Annotated in this window: 22 protein-coding genes; 21 read left to right on the top strand and 1 reads right to left on the bottom strand. The window is 50.2% G+C overall.

Features of this window, described 5'->3' with window-relative positions; all coding sequences use genetic code 11:
* Window positions 1-12 precede the first annotated feature (12 nt).
* The 16 genes from rpsE to C1752_RS00240 all read left to right on the top strand — a co-directional run bounded on the left by rpsE (window position 13) and on the right by C1752_RS00240 (window position 9,202).
* A complete protein-coding gene (gene rpsE, locus C1752_RS00315) occupies window positions 13-534 on the top strand; it encodes a 30S ribosomal protein S5 (protein ID WP_110984057.1) in 522 nt (173 codons plus the stop codon).
* A 75-nt stretch (window positions 535-609) separates the two neighbouring features.
* Window positions 610-1,053, top strand: a complete 444-nt coding sequence (gene rplO / locus C1752_RS00310; protein WP_110984056.1) for a 50S ribosomal protein L15 — start codon at window positions 610-612, stop codon at window positions 1,051-1,053.
* 53 nt (window positions 1,054-1,106) lie between these two features.
* Window positions 1,107-2,417, top strand: coding sequence for a preprotein translocase subunit SecY (secY, locus tag C1752_RS00305; protein ID WP_110984055.1), 1,311 nt, complete (start codon window positions 1,107-1,109; stop codon window positions 2,415-2,417).
* A complete protein-coding gene (locus C1752_RS00300; protein ID WP_110984054.1) occupies window positions 2,417-2,977 on the top strand; it encodes an adenylate kinase in 561 nt (186 codons plus the stop codon). The genes secY and C1752_RS00300 overlap by 1 nt, the downstream gene beginning before the upstream one ends.
* A 79-nt stretch (window positions 2,978-3,056) precedes the next feature.
* Complete coding sequence (infA, locus tag C1752_RS00295) at window positions 3,057-3,281, top strand: translation initiation factor IF-1 (RefSeq protein ID WP_110984053.1); 225 nt, start codon at window positions 3,057-3,059, stop codon at window positions 3,279-3,281.
* Between the two features lie 81 nt (window positions 3,282-3,362).
* A complete protein-coding gene (gene rpmJ / locus C1752_RS00290; protein WP_110984052.1) occupies window positions 3,363-3,476 on the top strand; it encodes a 50S ribosomal protein L36 in 114 nt (37 codons plus the stop codon).
* Window positions 3,477-3,566: 90 nt separating this feature from the next.
* Window positions 3,567-3,947 (top strand): 30S ribosomal protein S13, encoded by a 381-nt coding sequence (gene rpsM, locus C1752_RS00285; RefSeq protein ID WP_110984051.1) that lies wholly within the window; start codon window positions 3,567-3,569, stop codon window positions 3,945-3,947.
* An 81-nt stretch (window positions 3,948-4,028) separates the two neighbouring features.
* Window positions 4,029-4,424 carry a 30S ribosomal protein S11 gene (gene rpsK / locus C1752_RS00280; RefSeq protein ID WP_110984050.1) on the top strand — a complete coding sequence of 132 codons (396 nt, stop codon included), beginning with the start codon at window positions 4,029-4,031 and terminating at the stop codon, window positions 4,422-4,424.
* Between the two features lie 127 nt (window positions 4,425-4,551).
* Entirely contained in the window at window positions 4,552-5,499 is a 948-nt protein-coding gene (locus C1752_RS00275) for a DNA-directed RNA polymerase subunit alpha (RefSeq protein ID WP_110984049.1), read from the top strand.
* Between the two features lie 11 nt (window positions 5,500-5,510).
* Window positions 5,511-5,861 carry a 50S ribosomal protein L17 gene (rplQ, locus tag C1752_RS00270; RefSeq protein ID WP_110984048.1) on the top strand — a complete coding sequence of 117 codons (351 nt, stop codon included), beginning with the start codon at window positions 5,511-5,513 and terminating at the stop codon, window positions 5,859-5,861.
* 29 nt (window positions 5,862-5,890) lie between these two features.
* Window positions 5,891-6,748, top strand: a complete 858-nt coding sequence (gene truA / locus C1752_RS00265) for a tRNA pseudouridine(38-40) synthase TruA (RefSeq protein ID WP_110984047.1) — start codon at window positions 5,891-5,893, stop codon at window positions 6,746-6,748.
* Between the two features lie 37 nt (window positions 6,749-6,785).
* Window positions 6,786-7,241 carry a 50S ribosomal protein L13 gene (gene rplM, locus C1752_RS00260; protein WP_110984046.1) on the top strand — a complete coding sequence of 152 codons (456 nt, stop codon included), beginning with the start codon at window positions 6,786-6,788 and terminating at the stop codon, window positions 7,239-7,241.
* Complete coding sequence (gene rpsI, locus C1752_RS00255; protein WP_110984045.1) at window positions 7,241-7,657, top strand: 30S ribosomal protein S9; 417 nt, start codon at window positions 7,241-7,243, stop codon at window positions 7,655-7,657. The genes rplM and rpsI overlap by 1 nt, the downstream gene beginning before the upstream one ends.
* A gap of 51 nt (window positions 7,658-7,708) precedes the next feature.
* Complete coding sequence (gene rpmE, locus C1752_RS00250; RefSeq protein ID WP_110984044.1) at window positions 7,709-7,984, top strand: 50S ribosomal protein L31; 276 nt, start codon at window positions 7,709-7,711, stop codon at window positions 7,982-7,984.
* A gap of 226 nt (window positions 7,985-8,210) precedes the next feature.
* The gene (locus tag C1752_RS00245) at window positions 8,211-8,990 is read left to right on the top strand and encodes a photosystem II electron transport protein, Sll1252 family (RefSeq protein WP_110984043.1); all 780 of its coding nucleotides are present in this window, start codon (window positions 8,211-8,213) and stop codon (window positions 8,988-8,990) included.
* A gap of 23 nt (window positions 8,991-9,013) precedes the next feature.
* Entirely contained in the window at window positions 9,014-9,202 is a 189-nt protein-coding gene (locus tag C1752_RS00240; protein ID WP_110984042.1) for an RNA-binding S4 domain-containing protein, read from the top strand.
* A 6-nt stretch (window positions 9,203-9,208) separates the two neighbouring features.
* On the opposite strand, the gene C1752_RS00235 is transcribed toward C1752_RS00240, so the two are convergent.
* A complete protein-coding gene (locus tag C1752_RS00235; protein ID WP_110984041.1) occupies window positions 9,209-9,394 on the bottom strand; it encodes a TLTLP motif-containing protein in 186 nt (61 codons plus the stop codon).
* Window positions 9,395-9,637: 243 nt separating this feature from the next.
* Here C1752_RS00235 and C1752_RS00230 point away from each other — a divergent pair, with 243 nt between their 5' ends.
* From C1752_RS00230 to C1752_RS00210, 5 genes are all read left to right on the top strand, one after another.
* Entirely contained in the window at window positions 9,638-10,789 is a 1,152-nt protein-coding gene (locus C1752_RS00230; RefSeq protein WP_110984040.1) for an adenylate/guanylate cyclase domain-containing protein, read from the top strand.
* A 107-nt stretch (window positions 10,790-10,896) separates the two neighbouring features.
* Window positions 10,897-11,388, top strand: coding sequence for a photosystem II complex extrinsic protein PsbU (gene psbU / locus C1752_RS00225; protein ID WP_110984039.1), 492 nt, complete (start codon window positions 10,897-10,899; stop codon window positions 11,386-11,388).
* Window positions 11,389-11,561: 173 nt separating this feature from the next.
* Complete coding sequence (gene nadB, locus C1752_RS00220) at window positions 11,562-13,223, top strand: L-aspartate oxidase (RefSeq protein ID WP_110984038.1); 1,662 nt, start codon at window positions 11,562-11,564, stop codon at window positions 13,221-13,223.
* Window positions 13,224-13,355: 132 nt separating this feature from the next.
* Window positions 13,356-15,053 (top strand): tetratricopeptide repeat protein, encoded by a 1,698-nt coding sequence (locus tag C1752_RS00215; RefSeq protein ID WP_158534973.1) that lies wholly within the window; start codon window positions 13,356-13,358, stop codon window positions 15,051-15,053.
* 163 nt (window positions 15,054-15,216) lie between these two features.
* The gene (locus tag C1752_RS00210) at window positions 15,217-15,648 is read left to right on the top strand and encodes an arsenate-mycothiol transferase ArsC (RefSeq protein WP_110984036.1); all 432 of its coding nucleotides are present in this window, start codon (window positions 15,217-15,219) and stop codon (window positions 15,646-15,648) included.
* Window positions 15,649-15,661: the final 13 nt, after the last annotated feature.

Raw genomic sequence — 15,661 nt, 5'->3', positions numbered from 1 at the left:
GGTAGATGAAAGATGGCAGGTCGTCGCAAGGGAAATCGCAGCCGCGAGAAAGACAGTAACTGGCAAGAGCGCGTGGTTCAGATCCGCCGCGTTTCTAAGGTGGTAAAGGGCGGTAAAAAGCTTAGCTTCCGAGCCATTGTGGTGGTTGGTAATGAAAAAGGCCAGGTTGGCGTTGGCGTTGGTAAGGCTAGTGACGTGATTGGAGCTGTCCGTAAGGGAGTTGCTGACGGTAAGAAGCAGCTTGTAGAAGTTCCGCTCACTAAGGCTAATTCTGTGCCTCATCCAATTACCGGTCGAGGTGGTGCCGCAAAAGTTATGCTCCGGCCTGCTGCACCAGGAACAGGTGTGATTGCCGGTGGCGCAGTGCGTACCGTGTTAGAGTTAGCGGGTGTCCGCAACGTGCTCGCGAAGCAGTTAGGCTCTGACAACCCTCTCAATAACGCTAGGGCTGCCCTGGATGCGCTCGATTCTTTACGAACTTTCTCCGGGGTTGCTGAGGAACGTGGCATACCGGTTGAAAAGCTCTACGCTTAAGAGCTAGACACGCTGCTAATGGGTGGCCGAAACGCTATCTTGCTTTAACTTGCTTAAAATTTATACACTGGATCCATGAGATTACAAGACGCACAACCTAAATCAGGTTCACAGAAGCGCCGCCGCCGTCTGGGACGAGGCATCTCCGCTGGTCAAGGCGCTAGCTGTGGCTTTGGAATGCGGGGTCAGAAATCTAGATCAGGCCGCCCCACTCGCCCTGGTTTTGAGGGTGGTCAAAATCCTCTCTATCGTCGCGTACCCAAGCTTAAGCATTTTACGTTAGTTAACCGTAAAGAGTATACGGTCGTTAACGTTGGTAAGCTTTGTGATCTCAAAAAAGGCTCTGACGTCACTCTGGAGTCTTTGATGGAAGCAGGGATTGTGACCTCAAATGATGGTCCGCTCAAGCTTTTAGGTGATGGTGAACTTTCTGTAGCACTCAGCGTTAAGGCGGCAGCGGCTACAAAAGGTGCGATCGCAAAAATTGAGTCCGCAGGCGGGAGTTTTGAGGCCATCTAGACGCATGTTTTTCCGTTTATCATCAGTCGTCAGATTAGCGAGATTTTTCGATCATGGTTGTTAGTCGCGGGAAAGCCCCCACTGCTCAAGAAACCTTTATGCAAATGGCCCAGGCCGCAGGTCTGCGGGGCCGAGTCTTTATTACATTGGGCCTTTTGATTTTGGTCCGCATGGGCATCTATTTGCCTGTTCCTGGTATCAACCGAGAGGTTTTTAAGACAGCCTTTGCAGGTAATCCAATCTTGGGGTTTCTTGACTATTTCTCTGGCGGTGGTCTTTCTGCTGTCGGTATTTTTGCATTGGGCATTATTCCTTTTATTAATGCTTCGATCATCTTGCAGCTTTTAACCGCAGCTTTACCTTCTCTTGAGCGACTGCAGAAAGACGAGGGAGAAGCTGGGCGACGCAAAATTTCTCAAATTACCCGCTATGTTGCCTTAGGGTGGGCTGTTGCGCAAAGTATTGGATTTTCTCTTTTAGTGAACAATACTGAGGGTGTTGTGATTAACCCAGGCCCTGCTTTCATCGTTCAGATGGTGTTGGCATTGACTGCCGGTTCAATGTTTGTAATGTGGGCCGGTGAGATTATCACAGAGAAAGGGATTGGTAACGGTGCTTCACTCTTGATCTTCTTGAGTATTGTCTCGGTGCTACCCCGCTCCATCAGTCAGACGATTGATTTTGCTCAAGGCGGCGGCAGCGTGGGTGGTGTGATCGCCCTGATCGTTGTATTTCTGGTCATGATCATTGGCATCGTTTTTGTTCAAGAAGGCACCCGCAGAATTCCAATTGTCTACGCCCGAAGGCAGGTAGGACGCCGCCTCTATCGTGAACAAAAGAGTTATCTGCCCCTACGACTCAATTCAGGGGGTGTGATGCCGATTATTTTTGCATCGGCCATGCTGGTCTTACCCAGTACTTTAGCTCAGTTTTCAGGCAATACAACCATTCAGACCTTCGCAAGTTATTTATCTCCAAGCAGCTCCCTACCTTGGGTTTACGTCATCTTCTATATGTCGATGATTATTTTCTTTAGCTATTTTTATGCCTCTTTGATCATCAACCCCGTTGATTTGTCGCAGAATTTAAAGAAGATGGGAGCGAGCATTCCTGGAATCCGCCCAGGTCGAGCTACTACTGAGTATATCGAGCGGGTTCTGAATCGCTTGACTCTCTTGGGAGCGCTCTTCCTAGGGGCCGTTGCTATTGTTCCCTTGGCAGTTGAAAATGCAACTAAGGTAACCACTTTTCAAGGGCTAGGGGCTACGTCACTATTGATTTTGGTGGGTGTTGCGATCGATACCGCAAAGCAAATTCAGACCTACGTAATCTCCCAACGTTATGAAGGCATGGTGAAAGACTAGTGGCTCGTCTGATTCTATTTGGCCCTCCTGGTGCAGGTAAGGGAACACAAGCAGCTGCTTTATCAAGACAGTTGAAGGTTCCTCATATTTCGACGGGTGACATCTTCCGTTCTGCTATTGCCGCTCGGTCAGACTTAGGACTCAAGGTCCAGAATTATTTAGACGAGGGCAAGTTAGTCCCAGATGTTGTTGTAATTGACATGGTTAGGGACCGGCTGTCTCAACCTGACATTGCTGAAGGATGGATATTGGACGGGTTCCCTAGGACTGTACCTCAAGCTCAGGCTCTCGATCAGCTTCTCTCAGAGATAAACCAAGACTATAGCCGAGTTCTCAATCTTCAGGTTTCTGAAGCGCTTCTAATTGAACGTTTACTGGGTCGTCAGCGCAAGGATGACACTGAAGATGTTATTCAAGAGCGGCTGAGGGTCTATCGGAACGATACTGCTCCTGTGCTGGCGTTTTATGAGCAGGGAACGCGCTTAGTCAATATTGACGGTGCGGCAGACGTTGAGATTGTTACCTCGAGAATCCAGAGCGCGGTCTCAGGAGTGGAATAAATTTTAGATACAAGACTTTAACTTTCCTTGCTAGTCGATAGGAAGGTAATTGGAACAGTAGAAACGGAGGAATTAGCCATTGGCTAAGCAAGATGCAATTGAAATGGAGGGCACTGTTACGGAGTCATTGCCGAACGCAATGTTTCGAGTTGATCTCGATAATGGGATGAATGTGCTAACCCATATCTCTGGCAAGATCCGGCGTAACTATATCAAGATTTTGCCCGGTGATCGCGTGAAAGTAGAACTAAGTCCATACGATCTGACTAAGGGGCGTATTACCTATCGGTTACGAAAAAAATAAAATGGTAACTGGCCCATAAAAATGTTTATAAGTATACACAAAAACGCTATAATTACTGTTTTGTAGAAATAAGAGTCAAATATGAAAGTTCGTTCATCGGTGCGCAAAATGTGTGACAAGTGCCGAGTTATTCGTCGCCGAGGGCGGGTAATGGTTATTTGTTCCAATCCGAAGCACAAGCAGCGCCAGGGTTGATTCTGAGTCGTTAGCCAGTAAAAGAGAGAAGAGCGTTCTTTTGGTTGGTTGTTAGTTAAATTGACGCTCACCCCAGGGAGATAGAGAAGAGTGGCTAGAATTTCCGGTGTTGACCTTCCTCGCGACAAGCGTATTGAGATCGGTCTGACCTATATTTATGGAATTGGTCTTAAGCGAGCACAAGATATTTTGGCAGCGACAGGTGTCAATCCAGATACGCGAGTTAAAGACCTTGCTGATACGGACGTAACAGTTCTGCGAAATGCGATTTCAACCTATCAGGTTGAAGGAGATTTGCGGCGATGGGAATCTATGAATGTCAAGCGATTAATGGATATTGGTGCCTATCGGGGTCGAAGACATCGCTTAGGTTTGCCTGTTCGAGGGCAGAGGACCCGAACCAATAGTCGCACTCGACGCGGTGGTCGTCGTACCGTTGCTGGCAAGAAGAAAGCACCTGCTAAGAAGTAGTGTTTATTGCTGGTCTGAGTCGCTAAGCTTTGATGTCTGCGCTCCCAATCTGTTTAATTATTTCAATTATTTGTAATCAACATGGCAAAGCAACCAACAAAACGAGCAGGGGGACGTAAGCAAAAGCGTCACGTTCCTAATGGCGTTGCTCATATTCAGTCAACCTTCAACAATACTATTGTCACGATTAGTGACGTGGGCGGAGAGGTCGTTTCTTGGGCTTCGGCCGGCTCTAGTGGCTTCAAGGGGGCCAAGAAAGGCACCCCCTTTGCGGCTCAGACTGCTTCTGAAAGCGCAGCTCGTAGGGCTATTGACCAGGGGATGCGGCAGATTGAAGTGATGGTTAGTGGCCCAGGCGCAGGTCGAGAAACTGCGATTCGTGCTCTTCAAGGTGCCGGTTTAGAAATCACTCTGATTCGGGATGTCACGCCCATTCCACATAATGGCTGTCGCCCCCCGAAGCGTCGGCGCGTTTAGTGATGGGGTTGACCCACTATTAGCGGAGTCAACCTTTTGCATTTATTCAGAGCATTAATGATTATTTTGCATCAGATGGGAAGTGAACCCATCTTGAGTTAAGCAGAGCAACAAGGGAGAATTCTTCGTGGCGCAATTTCAGGTTGAGTGTGTCGAATCAAGCACTGAAGCGGATTACAGTCAGTATAGCAGATTTATTCTAGAACCCCTCGACCGAGGGCAGGGAACCACTATTGGGAATGCTCTGAGACGAGTCTTGCTCTCAAATCTCCAGGGTGCAGCTGTGACAGCTGTACGTATTGCAGGCGTTAATCATGAGTTTGCAACTATTCCAGGGGTGCGTGAAGATGTTCTTGACATTCTTTTGAATATGAAGCAAATGGTGCTTCGCAGTTATAGCGGTGATCCTCAAATTGGCCGACTGTTTGTTCAAGGGCCTGCAACAGTGACGTCACAGAACTTTGAGCTGTCGACAGATGTTGAGGTAATTAACCCTGATCAATATGTCGCGACCCTATCGACGGATGCGACGCTAGAGATGGAGTTCAAGGTTGAGCTTGGCAAAGGCTACAAGTCGATTAGCAAGAGTCAGGATGATTCCGCTGCTCTTGACTTCCTGCAGCTTGACGCTATCTTCATGCCAGTGCGTAAAGTCAACTATACAGTTGAGGATGCTCGTGTTGGTGGTGCGCTTGAAAAGGATCGCTTAATCTTAGATGTTTGGACAAACGGTAGCCTTACGCCTCAGGAGTCGCTGAGCCAAGCTGCAACCATCTTAGTTGATTTATTCTCGCCTCTTAAAGACGCTAGCTTTAGGGCTGCAGAAGAGTCTGAGGTGGAAGAAGAGGATGAGACTAATCAGATTCCTATTGAAGGTTTGAATCTCTCTGTCCGTGCTTATAACTGTCTCAAGCGAGCCCAAATCAATAGCGTGGCTGATTTGCTTGATTATACCCAGGAGGATCTTCTGGAAATTAAAAACTTCGGTGCCAAGTCGGCAGAAGAGGTGATTGAAGCGCTCCAGGTTCATCTGGGAATTACGCTTCCCTACGAAAAGTCTTCGAAGAGTAGTTAAGGATTAAAATTATGCGTCACGGTTGTCGTATTCCAAAACTGGGTAAGCCTGCAGATCAGCGAAAAGCCTTGCTGCGTGCTTTGACTACCCAATTGATTCGTCATGGCCGAGTGACCACCACCAAGGCTCGTGCTAAAGCGGTTCGGTCTCAGGCTGATAAAATGATTACCCTTGCGAAGGATGGTTCTTTGGCCTCTCGTCGTAAGGTGTTGGGTTACGTCTATGACAAGCAGCTTGTCCATGCTTTATTTGATCAGGTAAAGGATCGGTATAGCGATCGCAACGGTGGCTATACTCGCATCATTCGCACGACTCGTCGTCGGGGCGATAATGCTGAATTAGCTATTATTGAGCTGACCTAGCGTATCTTATGACTGTTTGACTCAGACTTATGACGGCCTGCTCCACTGACACTTCAAAACGAATTGCCTTGGTCATTCAATACCTGGGCACTAATTTTCATGGCTGGCAGCGACAGCCAAATCATCGCAGCGTTCAGGCTGAAATTGAGCAGGCTTTGAAGGCGATTACAGGCTGTCGTATCAAATTGTATGGTGCTGGACGGACGGATTCGGGGGTTCATGCGGCGGCGCAGGTGGCCCATTTTGAGACAGAATCCCCCATCCCTGCCCATCGCTGGTCGAATGTGCTTAACAAGTATTTGCCGGTTGACATTGCGATTCGGGGTTCTGCAGAGGTTCCTAAGACCTGGCATGCTCGCTTCTCGGCGCAGTGGCGGCGCTATCGCTATTCTCTTTACACTGACCCAAGGCCTAACCTTTTCCTCCGCCCGTTTACTTGGCATTACTATTACAAGCCTTTAGATGTTGAACGTATGCAGGCGGCCTTGGCGCCGATGGTGGGACATCATCACCTAGCGGCGTTTCATCGTGCGGGCTCCAGTCGTCCTCACTCTTGGGTTGATGTTCAGGCTGCTGAATGTCGGCAAGCTGGACAAAAGGATGGTTACTCAGATGCTTTAGTTGAGATTGAGCTACAGGCCAGCGGCTTCTTATACGGGATGATGCGGCTGCTGGTGGGTATGCTGGTGCAGGTGGGGCGAGGAGTGCGTTCTCCTGAAAGTTTTACGCAGATCTGGCAAACTGAGCAGCGAGAGCAGGTGAGGTATGCCGCACCACCTCAAGGCCTGTGTCTTTTGAGGGTGGGATATCCCCTCTTTCCTTTCCCGCCGGAGGTTTGGTTCGATACCTTTCCTCAGTTTCATCTACCTGCCGCTGCCTCCGTTTAGTTTTTGTCCCGCTAGCTTTGCCAAGTTGAGAAATTCCATGCAAAAAACCTATCTCCCCTCTCCTGCCACTCTCGAAAAGAAATGGTACGTTGTGGATGCTGAGAACCAGCGTTTAGGACGCCTTGCCACTCAAATCGCCATGATTTTGCGGGGGAAGACGAAGCCTGATTACACTCCATTTATGGATACCGGCGATTTCGTAGTTGTTATCAACGCTGAGAAAGTTGATGTCACGGGCCGTAAGCGTGAACAGAAGCTGTACCGTCGCCACTCAGGGCGACCGGGTGGGATGAAGACTGAAACCTTTGATCATCTCCAAAATCGGATTCCTGAGAGGATTGTGGAGAAAGCCGTCAAGGGGATGCTGCCTAAAAATGCTTTGGGGCGTCAGCTATTTACGAAGCTGAAGGTCTATGCTGGCCCTGATCATCCCCACCAATCTCAGCAGCCCGAAACCTTAACGATTCAGACCATTCCAGGAGCGAATAGCTAATGCAAGCCACTGAACAAAAATCTAACCGTGTCAGCTATGCTGGTACGGGTCGCCGCAAATCTTCTGTGGTGCGGGTTCGGCTAGTCCCAGGTTCGGGGCAGCTAACGATTAATCGTAAGGCAGGAGACCTATACCTGCAGTTTAATCCTACCTATTTAGCGCTGGTTAAAGCTCCGTTGGAGGCGCTGGGGCTAGAGGGAGATTACGATATTATTGCCAACGCCCGTGGTGGTGGTTTGACGGGGCAGGCTGATGCCATCCGTTTAGGGGTTGCCCGTGCGCTTTGTCAGCTTGATCCTGATAACCGCAAGCCATTGAAGCTTGAAGGATATCTCACCCGCGATCCGCGCGCGAAGGAGCGAAAGAAGTATGGCTTACGCAAGGCTCGTAAAGCGCCTCAGTACTCCAAACGATAATTTTTCACTCATTATTCTCCATCTTTAGCACACCTTTTTACTCATAGACCCATGCCTAAATCAGAGATTCATCCCGAGTGGTACCCCGAGGCCAAAGTGTACTGCGATGGCGAGGTTGTAATGACCGTTGGCTCTACTAAGCCTGAGCTGAACGTCGATATTTGGTCGGGTAATCATCCTTTTTACACTGGAACTCAGAAAATTATTGATACTGAGGGACGAGTGGAGCGCTTTATGCGGAAGTACGGTATGGCTGAGGATCAGCAGGCTGGTGCTTCAGATAAGAAGGCGAAAGAGGAACCTGTATCTGAAGAAAAAGATACGTAGGGAACTCAGCTAAACTGCTGTACAGTTTTAGAACCTTTTTTGTTTCCTTGATGTCGGTGGCATCAAGGAAACTTGCTTTAAGATTTTAAAGAGTCATGCCCGTATGGGCAGCTGCTGTTGTAGCCTTTGCCTCATCCTTAATTTTTTTAGCTGTTATGAGTCTTAGAGGCTGCTCTAAGATCAAACGCGTAAGCGTTTAGGGCCTTATTAATGGAGAGAATAGCTCATGTTGCCGAAGGCGGATCTGCTGAAGCGGGTCGAGGCCAAAGAACAAATTTCACACGTCATCGATCAAGCTGAGCAAGCCCTTAAAAACTGGGAGGTGGTGTTGACTGACTTCCTCTCTCCGCCGGAGCTGGCTGAGGCACAGGAGGTTTTTGGTTTGCTGGCTGAGGTCCAAACGATGAGCTGGGGGGGGTATCCGCAGGCGGAACGGCAGCGGCTGGCTTTGGCACGCCCAGAGTTGCCCCTTGAAATTGCTCAGGTAGAGTTGGTTGCTCTGAATGTTGCAGGCAATTTTCTATTTGACCCGGCAACCCATCGTGATTTTTTGGGTGCCCTTCTCGGTACGGGGATTGTTCGAGAGAAGGTCGGTGATATTCTTGTCTTAGGGGAGCGGGGTGCCCAAGCCATCGTGGTACCTGAGATGGCAGTGTTTCTTTCTGATTCTTTGACGCAGGTGCGGACTGTTTCGGTAAAGACTGAGACGATTCCGCTAGAGGAACTCAGAGTGCGCGAACCGCGCAAGAGGGAGATGACGACGGTGGAGGCTTCGCTGCGATTAGATGCGATCGCATCTGCAGGCTTTGGTCTTTCTCGCAGTAAGATGGTGGGCTTTATCTCTGCTGGAGACGTGCGCGTCAACTGGAAAGCCGTTACCCAGGCAAGTCATGCGTTGCAAGCCGGAGATTTGGTCACCATTCGGGGCAAAGGCCGTCTCGAAATTGGAGACATTAGCATCACTAAAAAGCAGCGTTATCGAGTGGAACTGAAGCGCTACAGCTAACCTTGAGGAAATGGGCTAAAGCTATGAAACTCGATCAGTTCTTGAAGTTTAAGTGTCTCGTGGCCACAGGTGGACAAGCCAAATACTTCATCCAAAATGGCGAGGTAGAAGTTAACGGCCATCCTGAAACCCGCCGTGGAAGACAGCTTAGTGACGGAGACATTGTTACCTTTCAGGGCCAGTCTTTTGACGTTGGGGGAACTGACGGTTGACAGCTCTCAACTGGCTCGGTAAGGGGCAACCTGCTGGAACCACGGTACGAGTGGTGTTTCCTGGGCAGAGTAATAGGCTGTGACATAGAGGGGGGTCACTAGCGTCAGAGATGCAATCACTGTGCCGAGCACATTGGCAACACTGACATTACTCGGTTGAGGAGGGTCCTCAAACTGACTATTCGCTTGCATGGATTTGGTTGATAAACCGTAAGATTTTTCTAGAGTATAAGTCTAGCATTCCCACCTCTACGATTGCTGTGAACTTGGCAATTTTAAGGTTTTTAAATACTCCATGGTGACGGGGTATTCAAGCTCAATTGGCCTTCACTATGGACAAGCCATACAATGGAGGAGTCGAGACGCTGACGCGGCCAGAGGGGTTAGGGTCGCACTCGTAGTCGATATAGCCTGAGGATCAGCGGCATCAACCGCATGAGTAAAGACCTTTCACCCAGTCCAGCTATCCCCCCCCACCTCGCCTCGCTCTCTCGGACTCATTTAATTGAGATTATTCTGCAGCAGCAGCAAAGAATTGATCAACTAACCTCTAGCGTTCAGTCTGCGACTGATGCGGCGGTCTCGTCCCCATTGACTTCTCCCTTTGCTCAAGAGTCTCTGCAGCAGCCAAATCTAAGGCTTCAAACAAAGACGGGGGAATCCTTTCTGCCGCTGGAAGGGAGTAGCTTCTGGACAATTGGTCGGGGGAGCGACAATTCTATCGTGCTCAATGATCAGTGGATGTCTCGTAACCATGCCATGCTGCAGCAAATGGGAATGGGAGAGACCTATTTAATTGATCTGGGCAGCCATAATGGTTCCTTCGTGAATGGACGGCGTGTCAGCGTTCCGATTGCTTTGCAGCACCAAGATCTGCTGACCTTTGGTCAAACTAATGTTGAGTTTTTAGCCCCTGTTAACCTGAGCGAGGTTTCCGGTTATGAGACGCTAACGGCAGAAGAACCCGCTACGGCTTTGCTGCATCTACGGCGGTTGATTTCGGTCTTGGTTGTTGATATTCGCAATTTTACGGGCCTTACCCACAGCCTAGATGAGCGTCTGCTCTCTGAAGTTGTGGGCACTTGGTTTCGGTGCGCGGGAGAAATTATCCGTGATCACGGCAGCTGGGTCGATAAATATATTGGTGATGCGGTGATGGCGGTCTGGATTCACGGGGCGCAGGAAGTTGGCATTGAAGAAATTCAGCGGCCTTTCTTGGCGCTCCAGGCGCTGCATAAAATGACCAGCGAACTCCACCATACATATCCTCTCCCCTTCCCCTTGCGGATTGGAGCGGGGGTCAATACAGGGCACGCGATGGTGGGCAACACGGGCAGTAGCGAACGCCCAGACTATACGGCGTTAGGAGACACCGTCAATGCGGCGTTCCGGCTGGAGACCAGTACGAAGCAGTTGGGGTTAGATATTGCTGTGGGGCTGGAGACCTATCAGGGGCTAAAGCAGTGGCAAGGAGACTGTCTACCCTTTCGCCGCTATTCTGTACGCTGGAAGGGCTATGAAGAGACAACCCCTGCCTACGGCTGTTCCTTTGCAGACTTGACTCTATTTTTGCAGATGCCCTCCTGAAGAACGGGCAGAGATCTAGAAGTTTTGTCCTGGAAGTCGGTCGTAAATGATACGCTCTATTAAGTGCTGTGTTGAAATTTCATACTGATAGGGAGGTCCTTAGGGATATGCAATCGTTCTTCCGACGCCTTGGTTTATTGAGTCTCGTATTCGCTAGCTGCCTGACTTTTTTCGGCTGGTCACACCCCGTTAATGCAGTGGGGCTGAACTTGCAGTCTGTTCCTGCTCTGGCCGTTACCTACCGAAATCCTGTTGATGCCAAGCTGGGCACTGACTATGGACAGAAATTAGATCTAAACAATGCCAGCGTGAGAGTCTTTACTCAATACAAGGGAATGTATCCCACGTTAGCGGGCAAAATTGTTCAGAATGCGCCCTATTCCAATGTTAAGGATATTCTAGATATTCCGGGTTTATCTGAAGCTGAAAAGAATGCTATTAACAGCAATATCAATAGCTTTACCGTCACTGAGCCTGATGTGGCGCTGACTAGCGGTGGCGATCGCTACAACGACGGTAGCTATAATGCCGCTAACAACAAGACTACTTCAGATCCCAATGTGGGGATTAATAAGGATGCCTATACTGGCGGCAGCTAGAACGCTACTGGCGATTAAAAATTAGCTGCGCCACCGCATTGGTGCAGCATTACTTCTTTAGCTTTCTACGCTAGTTTCAAGCTACTGCTCTCTGTCAATTTTCGAGGTGAACGTTCGTTCATTTTGGGCAGGGGGCATTACTTTTGCCTTCTTGTGATTGACTGGGTTGAACCTTGGCCTATTCTTGTGACCATCGCTCTCATTCGCGCTACGACGTCTTGATCATTGGCGGTGGAGCGGCGGGCTTGTACACGGCACTGTCGCTACCGCCGTCGCTTCGGGTTGCTTTGGTAACGAAAGATAATTTAACCTTCTCTGCGAGTGACTGGGCGCAGGGGGGAATTGCAGCGGCGTTCCAATCTGATGATTCTCCGCAGCTTCATGCGCAGGATACGTTGCTGGCGGGGGCGGGACTGTGTGATCGAGCGGCGGTGGACTTCTTGGTGGAGGAGGCTCCGGCACAGGTAGAGGCGCTGCTGGAGATGGGGATTGCCTTTGATCGTCGTCAGGATAATCAATTGGCGGCGACGCTGGAGGCGGCGCATTCTCGGGCTCGGGTTCTTCATGCGGCGGATACAACGGGACGAGCTCTGATTAAAACGCTGACGGCTCAGGTGTGGGCACGGGACAATATTCGGGTGCTGACGGAGACGTTTACGCTCAGCCTGTGGCTTCATCCTCTGACTCAGGTTTGCCAGGGGTGCTGTTTGCTGGCCCAGGGACGGATTGACTGGGTGAGGGCCGATGCGGTGGTGTTGGCAACCGGTGGCGGCGGTCAGGTGTTTTCCCAAACGACAAATCCGGTGCTGAGTACAGGGGATGGACTTGCGATCGCATCTCGCTCCGGCGCTCAGATAAGAGACCTAGAGTTTTTTCAATTCCATCCCACTGCGTTGACGGTGCCCGGAGCCCCTCGATTTTTGATTAGCGAAGCGGTACGGGGAGAGGGTGCCTACCTAACGGATGCTGAGAATCGGCGGTTTATGTTTGATTATGATCCGCGCGGAGAGCTGGCTCCCCGTGACATTGTCAGCCGCTCCATCTTCATGCATCTCAAGGAACGGCCCGAAGAATCGGTCTCGTTGGATCTGAGAGACATTCCCTCGGAAAAAATTCAACGGCGATTTCCTAAAATCATTGAGGTTTGCCAGCAGTGGGGCATTAATGTTTTTGAGCAGCCGATTCCGGTGTCTCCGGCAGCCCACTATTGGATGGGGGGCATCACGACCAAGCTGGATGCACAAACGACGATTCCGGGGCTTTATTCTGTGGGTGAAGTAGCCAGTACGGGGGTGCATGGTGCAAACCGCCTAGCGAGTAATTCCCTATTGGAATGTTTGGTCTTTGGCGCGCAATTCTCTTGCCTAAATGTTTCCCCAACAGGATCAGAGAGTCCTTTGCCCCAGGTGACCGAAAGCTTGGAGACCGATTGGGAGGCTCAGGCCCCCTTGATCATGGACTTACGGCAGCAGCTCCCGACGCTGGTGTGGGATAGCGCTGGGATTTGTCGGACTGAAGCGGTGATGAAAGATGCGATCGCAAAGATCAAAACCTGGCGACAGCCGTTTGAGCGGCTTCCCCTGAGTCAAGCCATCCATGATCTGCCGCCAGGACAATCAGTTTCAGTTTCTTTGGCAGACGCCGAGCTACGTCTCTGGGCTGAAACAGAGAACCTGTTAGATATTGCCGATCTGATTCTCAGAAGTGCCCTATTCCGCACCGAAAGTCGAGGGGGACACTATCGGCTGGACTACCCGGAGACGGTAGATAAATGGCAGGTCCATACTCTCGTACAAAATGGCGATTGGAAACACTCTGAGAAAATCAAAATCTGACGGCTGAATCCTGAACCATGACAGCCAGCGCGGCTAAGGCTAGGCTAGGAGCTGGGGAATCTTAGTCTATCGACTTCAACTAGGGGCATCATGATTTTGAAATCGAGGGGGAACCGCCACCTCAGAACTCTGATGGGTTCTGTTCTAGGGGCGTCATTGCTGTTAACCAGTGGCTTAAGTCTTCCAGTCTTAGCCCAGCCCACTTTGATCGCACGCGGCTCGAAAGGCTCTATCCGCAAGGCTGAGCGATCCTATCGCCGAGGCGAATACTCTACGGCTCTGATGGCTCTGACGCAGATAATTCAGCAAGATCCTCAGGACGCTGACGCCTATTTTTTGCGGGGCATTGTTCATGTGACCCAGCGTCAGACTGAAGCTGGATTTGCTGACTTTGCTCAAGCGATTCAGTTACGACCGAGGCTGGTGTCACGCTACTATCTCAGTGGGTTAGACTGCGTTGGCTTTGAGCCTCAAAAGTCAGTCTGGGCCTACACTCAGGATCTAAAACAGAACCCAAAAGATGCTGCGGCATATGCCGGTCGAGGACGTTTCTACGTTGCGTTAGACAAATCTGCGGATGCCATTGAAGATCTTTTGCAGGCAACGACGCTGAATGTGAAAGATCATGAAAGCTATTGGTTATTGGGGCAAATGTATCGATCGCAAGGAGACTATTCGGCTGCGATCTCAAACTATACAAAAGCCCTAGAACTCGATCCTCAGAATGTATCTGTGTATATTGAACGCGGCACGGCCCACGACTATGCGGGGAATTCGCGACTTTCTCTGGCTGACTATACAAAGGCCCTAGATTTAGATTCAACCCAAGCGCGTGCTTACTATAACCGAGGTGTTACGCAGGACGATCCGGCAAAGAAAATTGCGGACTATACCTATGCGATTGAGCGCAGCACAGAGAGAAACTTGTTCACTCACTTGGCCTACAACAATCGTGGCGGTGTCCTCAGGCGGCTAGGGAAAGAACAGGATGCAATTGCAAGCTTTACCCAGGCCATTGCTCTCAGCCCTAACTATGCGGCTGCCTACCGCAGTCGCGGGCTAGTCCACAGCACCTTAGGTCAATATCAAAAGGCGATTGAAGACTACACGCAGGCTATTGCTCTCAACTCCAATGATGCCCTGGCTCATGCGGCTCGTGGCTTAGCCTACGCTAACTTAGATAAGGCAACGCAGGCCCGCCGAGATTATGATCGGGCCGTCAAGCTTTATCCTCAAGCCTCCCGTGAATCTGACTATGCACTGGTTTACTACAATCGGGCTTTGCTTAGGGCTGCAGAAAATCCTAAGGGTGCGCTGAGAGACTATAGCCGCGCCATTCAAGTTTCTGCTGAAGACGCAGACTTCTTCATCGATCGGGGGGATGTGCTTGACCGGCTGGGCAAACATCAGCAGGCCATTGAGGACTATACCCAGGCTATTAAGCTAGATGCGAATCAGTCTCGGGCTTACAACAATCGTGGGGTCGCTCGGGAACAACAAGAAGATCTTGAAGGAGCACTGAGGGATTATGGAGATGCGATCGCAACGGCCCCGAATGATGCCCTTGCCTACCGAAACCGAGGGTCGCTGCGCCTGCGGCAAAGCAATTATGAGGGAGCAGCCCAAGACTATACTCGCGTGATTCAGCTTTCTCCCGAAGACGCAGAGGCCTACTATCAGCGTGGGTTGGCCCATACAGCGCTAAAGGAAAAACAGGCTGCGCTTGACGACCTTCAGGAGGCGGCAATGTTGGCACAACAGCAGAAAGATCCGGAACTCTATCAGCAGATCCGTGATCAAATGACCAAAGTGAAGATGCTAACCCCCTGATCTCTCCGTGGTCCTGCCTGAAACTATTTTTAACGAGATCGCGTCCTCGTCTACGTGGATATCTTTTGACCAAGGGGAATCGCAATGACACTTCATACCAGCGCTCCTTAACCCCAACAATCCCAATCATGGTCATACTGGGATAGGGTCTTGGGATTAAATCATGCGCACCGTCTTATTTCTCTGCACTGGAAACTATTATCGCAGCCGCTTCTCAGAATACCTGTTCAATCACTGGGCTGAGAAGCGGTCGAGTGACTGGCGGGCTGATTCTCGAGGCCTAGCCGTCAGGCCCGACAGCAATAATGTAGGACCGATTTCCAAATATGCGAGGGCGAGGCTACTCAAATACGGAATCTCTTTACCCACCGATCTCCGCTATCCCCAGTCTGTGAATGAGGCTGATTTTGTTGCTGCGCAAAAGGTGATTGCGATTGATGCCTCTGAGCATCGTCCTTTGATGCAGCAACAGTTCCCAGCTTGGGAAACAAGTATTGAGTACTGGATGATTCACGATATTGACCGAGTTGTGCCAGATGCTGCTCTAGATCAATTAGAACAGCATCTTCAGAAACTCCTGACTCAGCTTGTCTAGAAATAGTCGATGA

It is taken from the genome of Acaryochloris thomasi RCC1774, from assembly GCF_003231495.1.
In the GTDB taxonomy this organism is placed as follows: domain Bacteria; phylum Cyanobacteriota; class Cyanobacteriia; order Thermosynechococcales; family Thermosynechococcaceae; genus RCC1774.
The sequence above is the reverse complement of the archived record's forward strand: the minus strand, read 5'-3'. Positions and strand labels throughout refer to the sequence as shown.

What these genes read in the sequence shown, in the direction of transcription:
- C1752_RS00245 (WP_110984043.1), top strand. Translation starts at nt 8,211, where the DNA reads ATGTTGCCGAAGGCGGATCTGCTGAAGCGGGTCGAGGCCAAAGAACAA.
- C1752_RS00240 (WP_110984042.1), top strand. Translation starts at nt 9,014, where the DNA reads ATGAAACTCGATCAGTTCTTGAAGTTTAAGTGTCTCGTGGCCACAGGT.
- C1752_RS00235 (WP_110984041.1), bottom strand. Translation starts at nt 9,394, where the DNA reads ATGCAAGCGAATAGTCAGTTTGAGGACCCTCCTCAACCGAGTAATGTC.
- rpsI (WP_110984045.1), top strand. Translation starts at nt 7,241, where the DNA reads ATGCAAGCCACTGAACAAAAATCTAACCGTGTCAGCTATGCTGGTACG.
- rpmJ (WP_110984052.1), top strand. Translation starts at nt 3,363, where the DNA reads ATGAAAGTTCGTTCATCGGTGCGCAAAATGTGTGACAAGTGCCGAGTT.
- C1752_RS00215 (WP_158534973.1), top strand. Translation starts at nt 13,356, where the DNA reads ATGGGTTCTGTTCTAGGGGCGTCATTGCTGTTAACCAGTGGCTTAAGT.
- C1752_RS00230 (WP_110984040.1), top strand. Translation starts at nt 9,638, where the DNA reads ATGAGTAAAGACCTTTCACCCAGTCCAGCTATCCCCCCCCACCTCGCC.
- C1752_RS00210 (WP_110984036.1), top strand. Translation starts at nt 15,217, where the DNA reads ATGCGCACCGTCTTATTTCTCTGCACTGGAAACTATTATCGCAGCCGC.
- secY (WP_110984055.1), top strand. Translation starts at nt 1,107, where the DNA reads ATGGTTGTTAGTCGCGGGAAAGCCCCCACTGCTCAAGAAACCTTTATG.
- psbU (WP_110984039.1), top strand. Translation starts at nt 10,897, where the DNA reads ATGCAATCGTTCTTCCGACGCCTTGGTTTATTGAGTCTCGTATTCGCT.
- rpsE (WP_110984057.1), top strand. Translation starts at nt 13, where the DNA reads ATGGCAGGTCGTCGCAAGGGAAATCGCAGCCGCGAGAAAGACAGTAAC.
- rplM (WP_110984046.1), top strand. Translation starts at nt 6,786, where the DNA reads ATGCAAAAAACCTATCTCCCCTCTCCTGCCACTCTCGAAAAGAAATGG.
- truA (WP_110984047.1), top strand. Translation starts at nt 5,891, where the DNA reads ATGACGGCCTGCTCCACTGACACTTCAAAACGAATTGCCTTGGTCATT.
- rplO (WP_110984056.1), top strand. Translation starts at nt 610, where the DNA reads ATGAGATTACAAGACGCACAACCTAAATCAGGTTCACAGAAGCGCCGC.
- rpmE (WP_110984044.1), top strand. Translation starts at nt 7,709, where the DNA reads ATGCCTAAATCAGAGATTCATCCCGAGTGGTACCCCGAGGCCAAAGTG.
- rpsK (WP_110984050.1), top strand. Translation starts at nt 4,029, where the DNA reads ATGGCAAAGCAACCAACAAAACGAGCAGGGGGACGTAAGCAAAAGCGT.
- rplQ (WP_110984048.1), top strand. Translation starts at nt 5,511, where the DNA reads ATGCGTCACGGTTGTCGTATTCCAAAACTGGGTAAGCCTGCAGATCAG.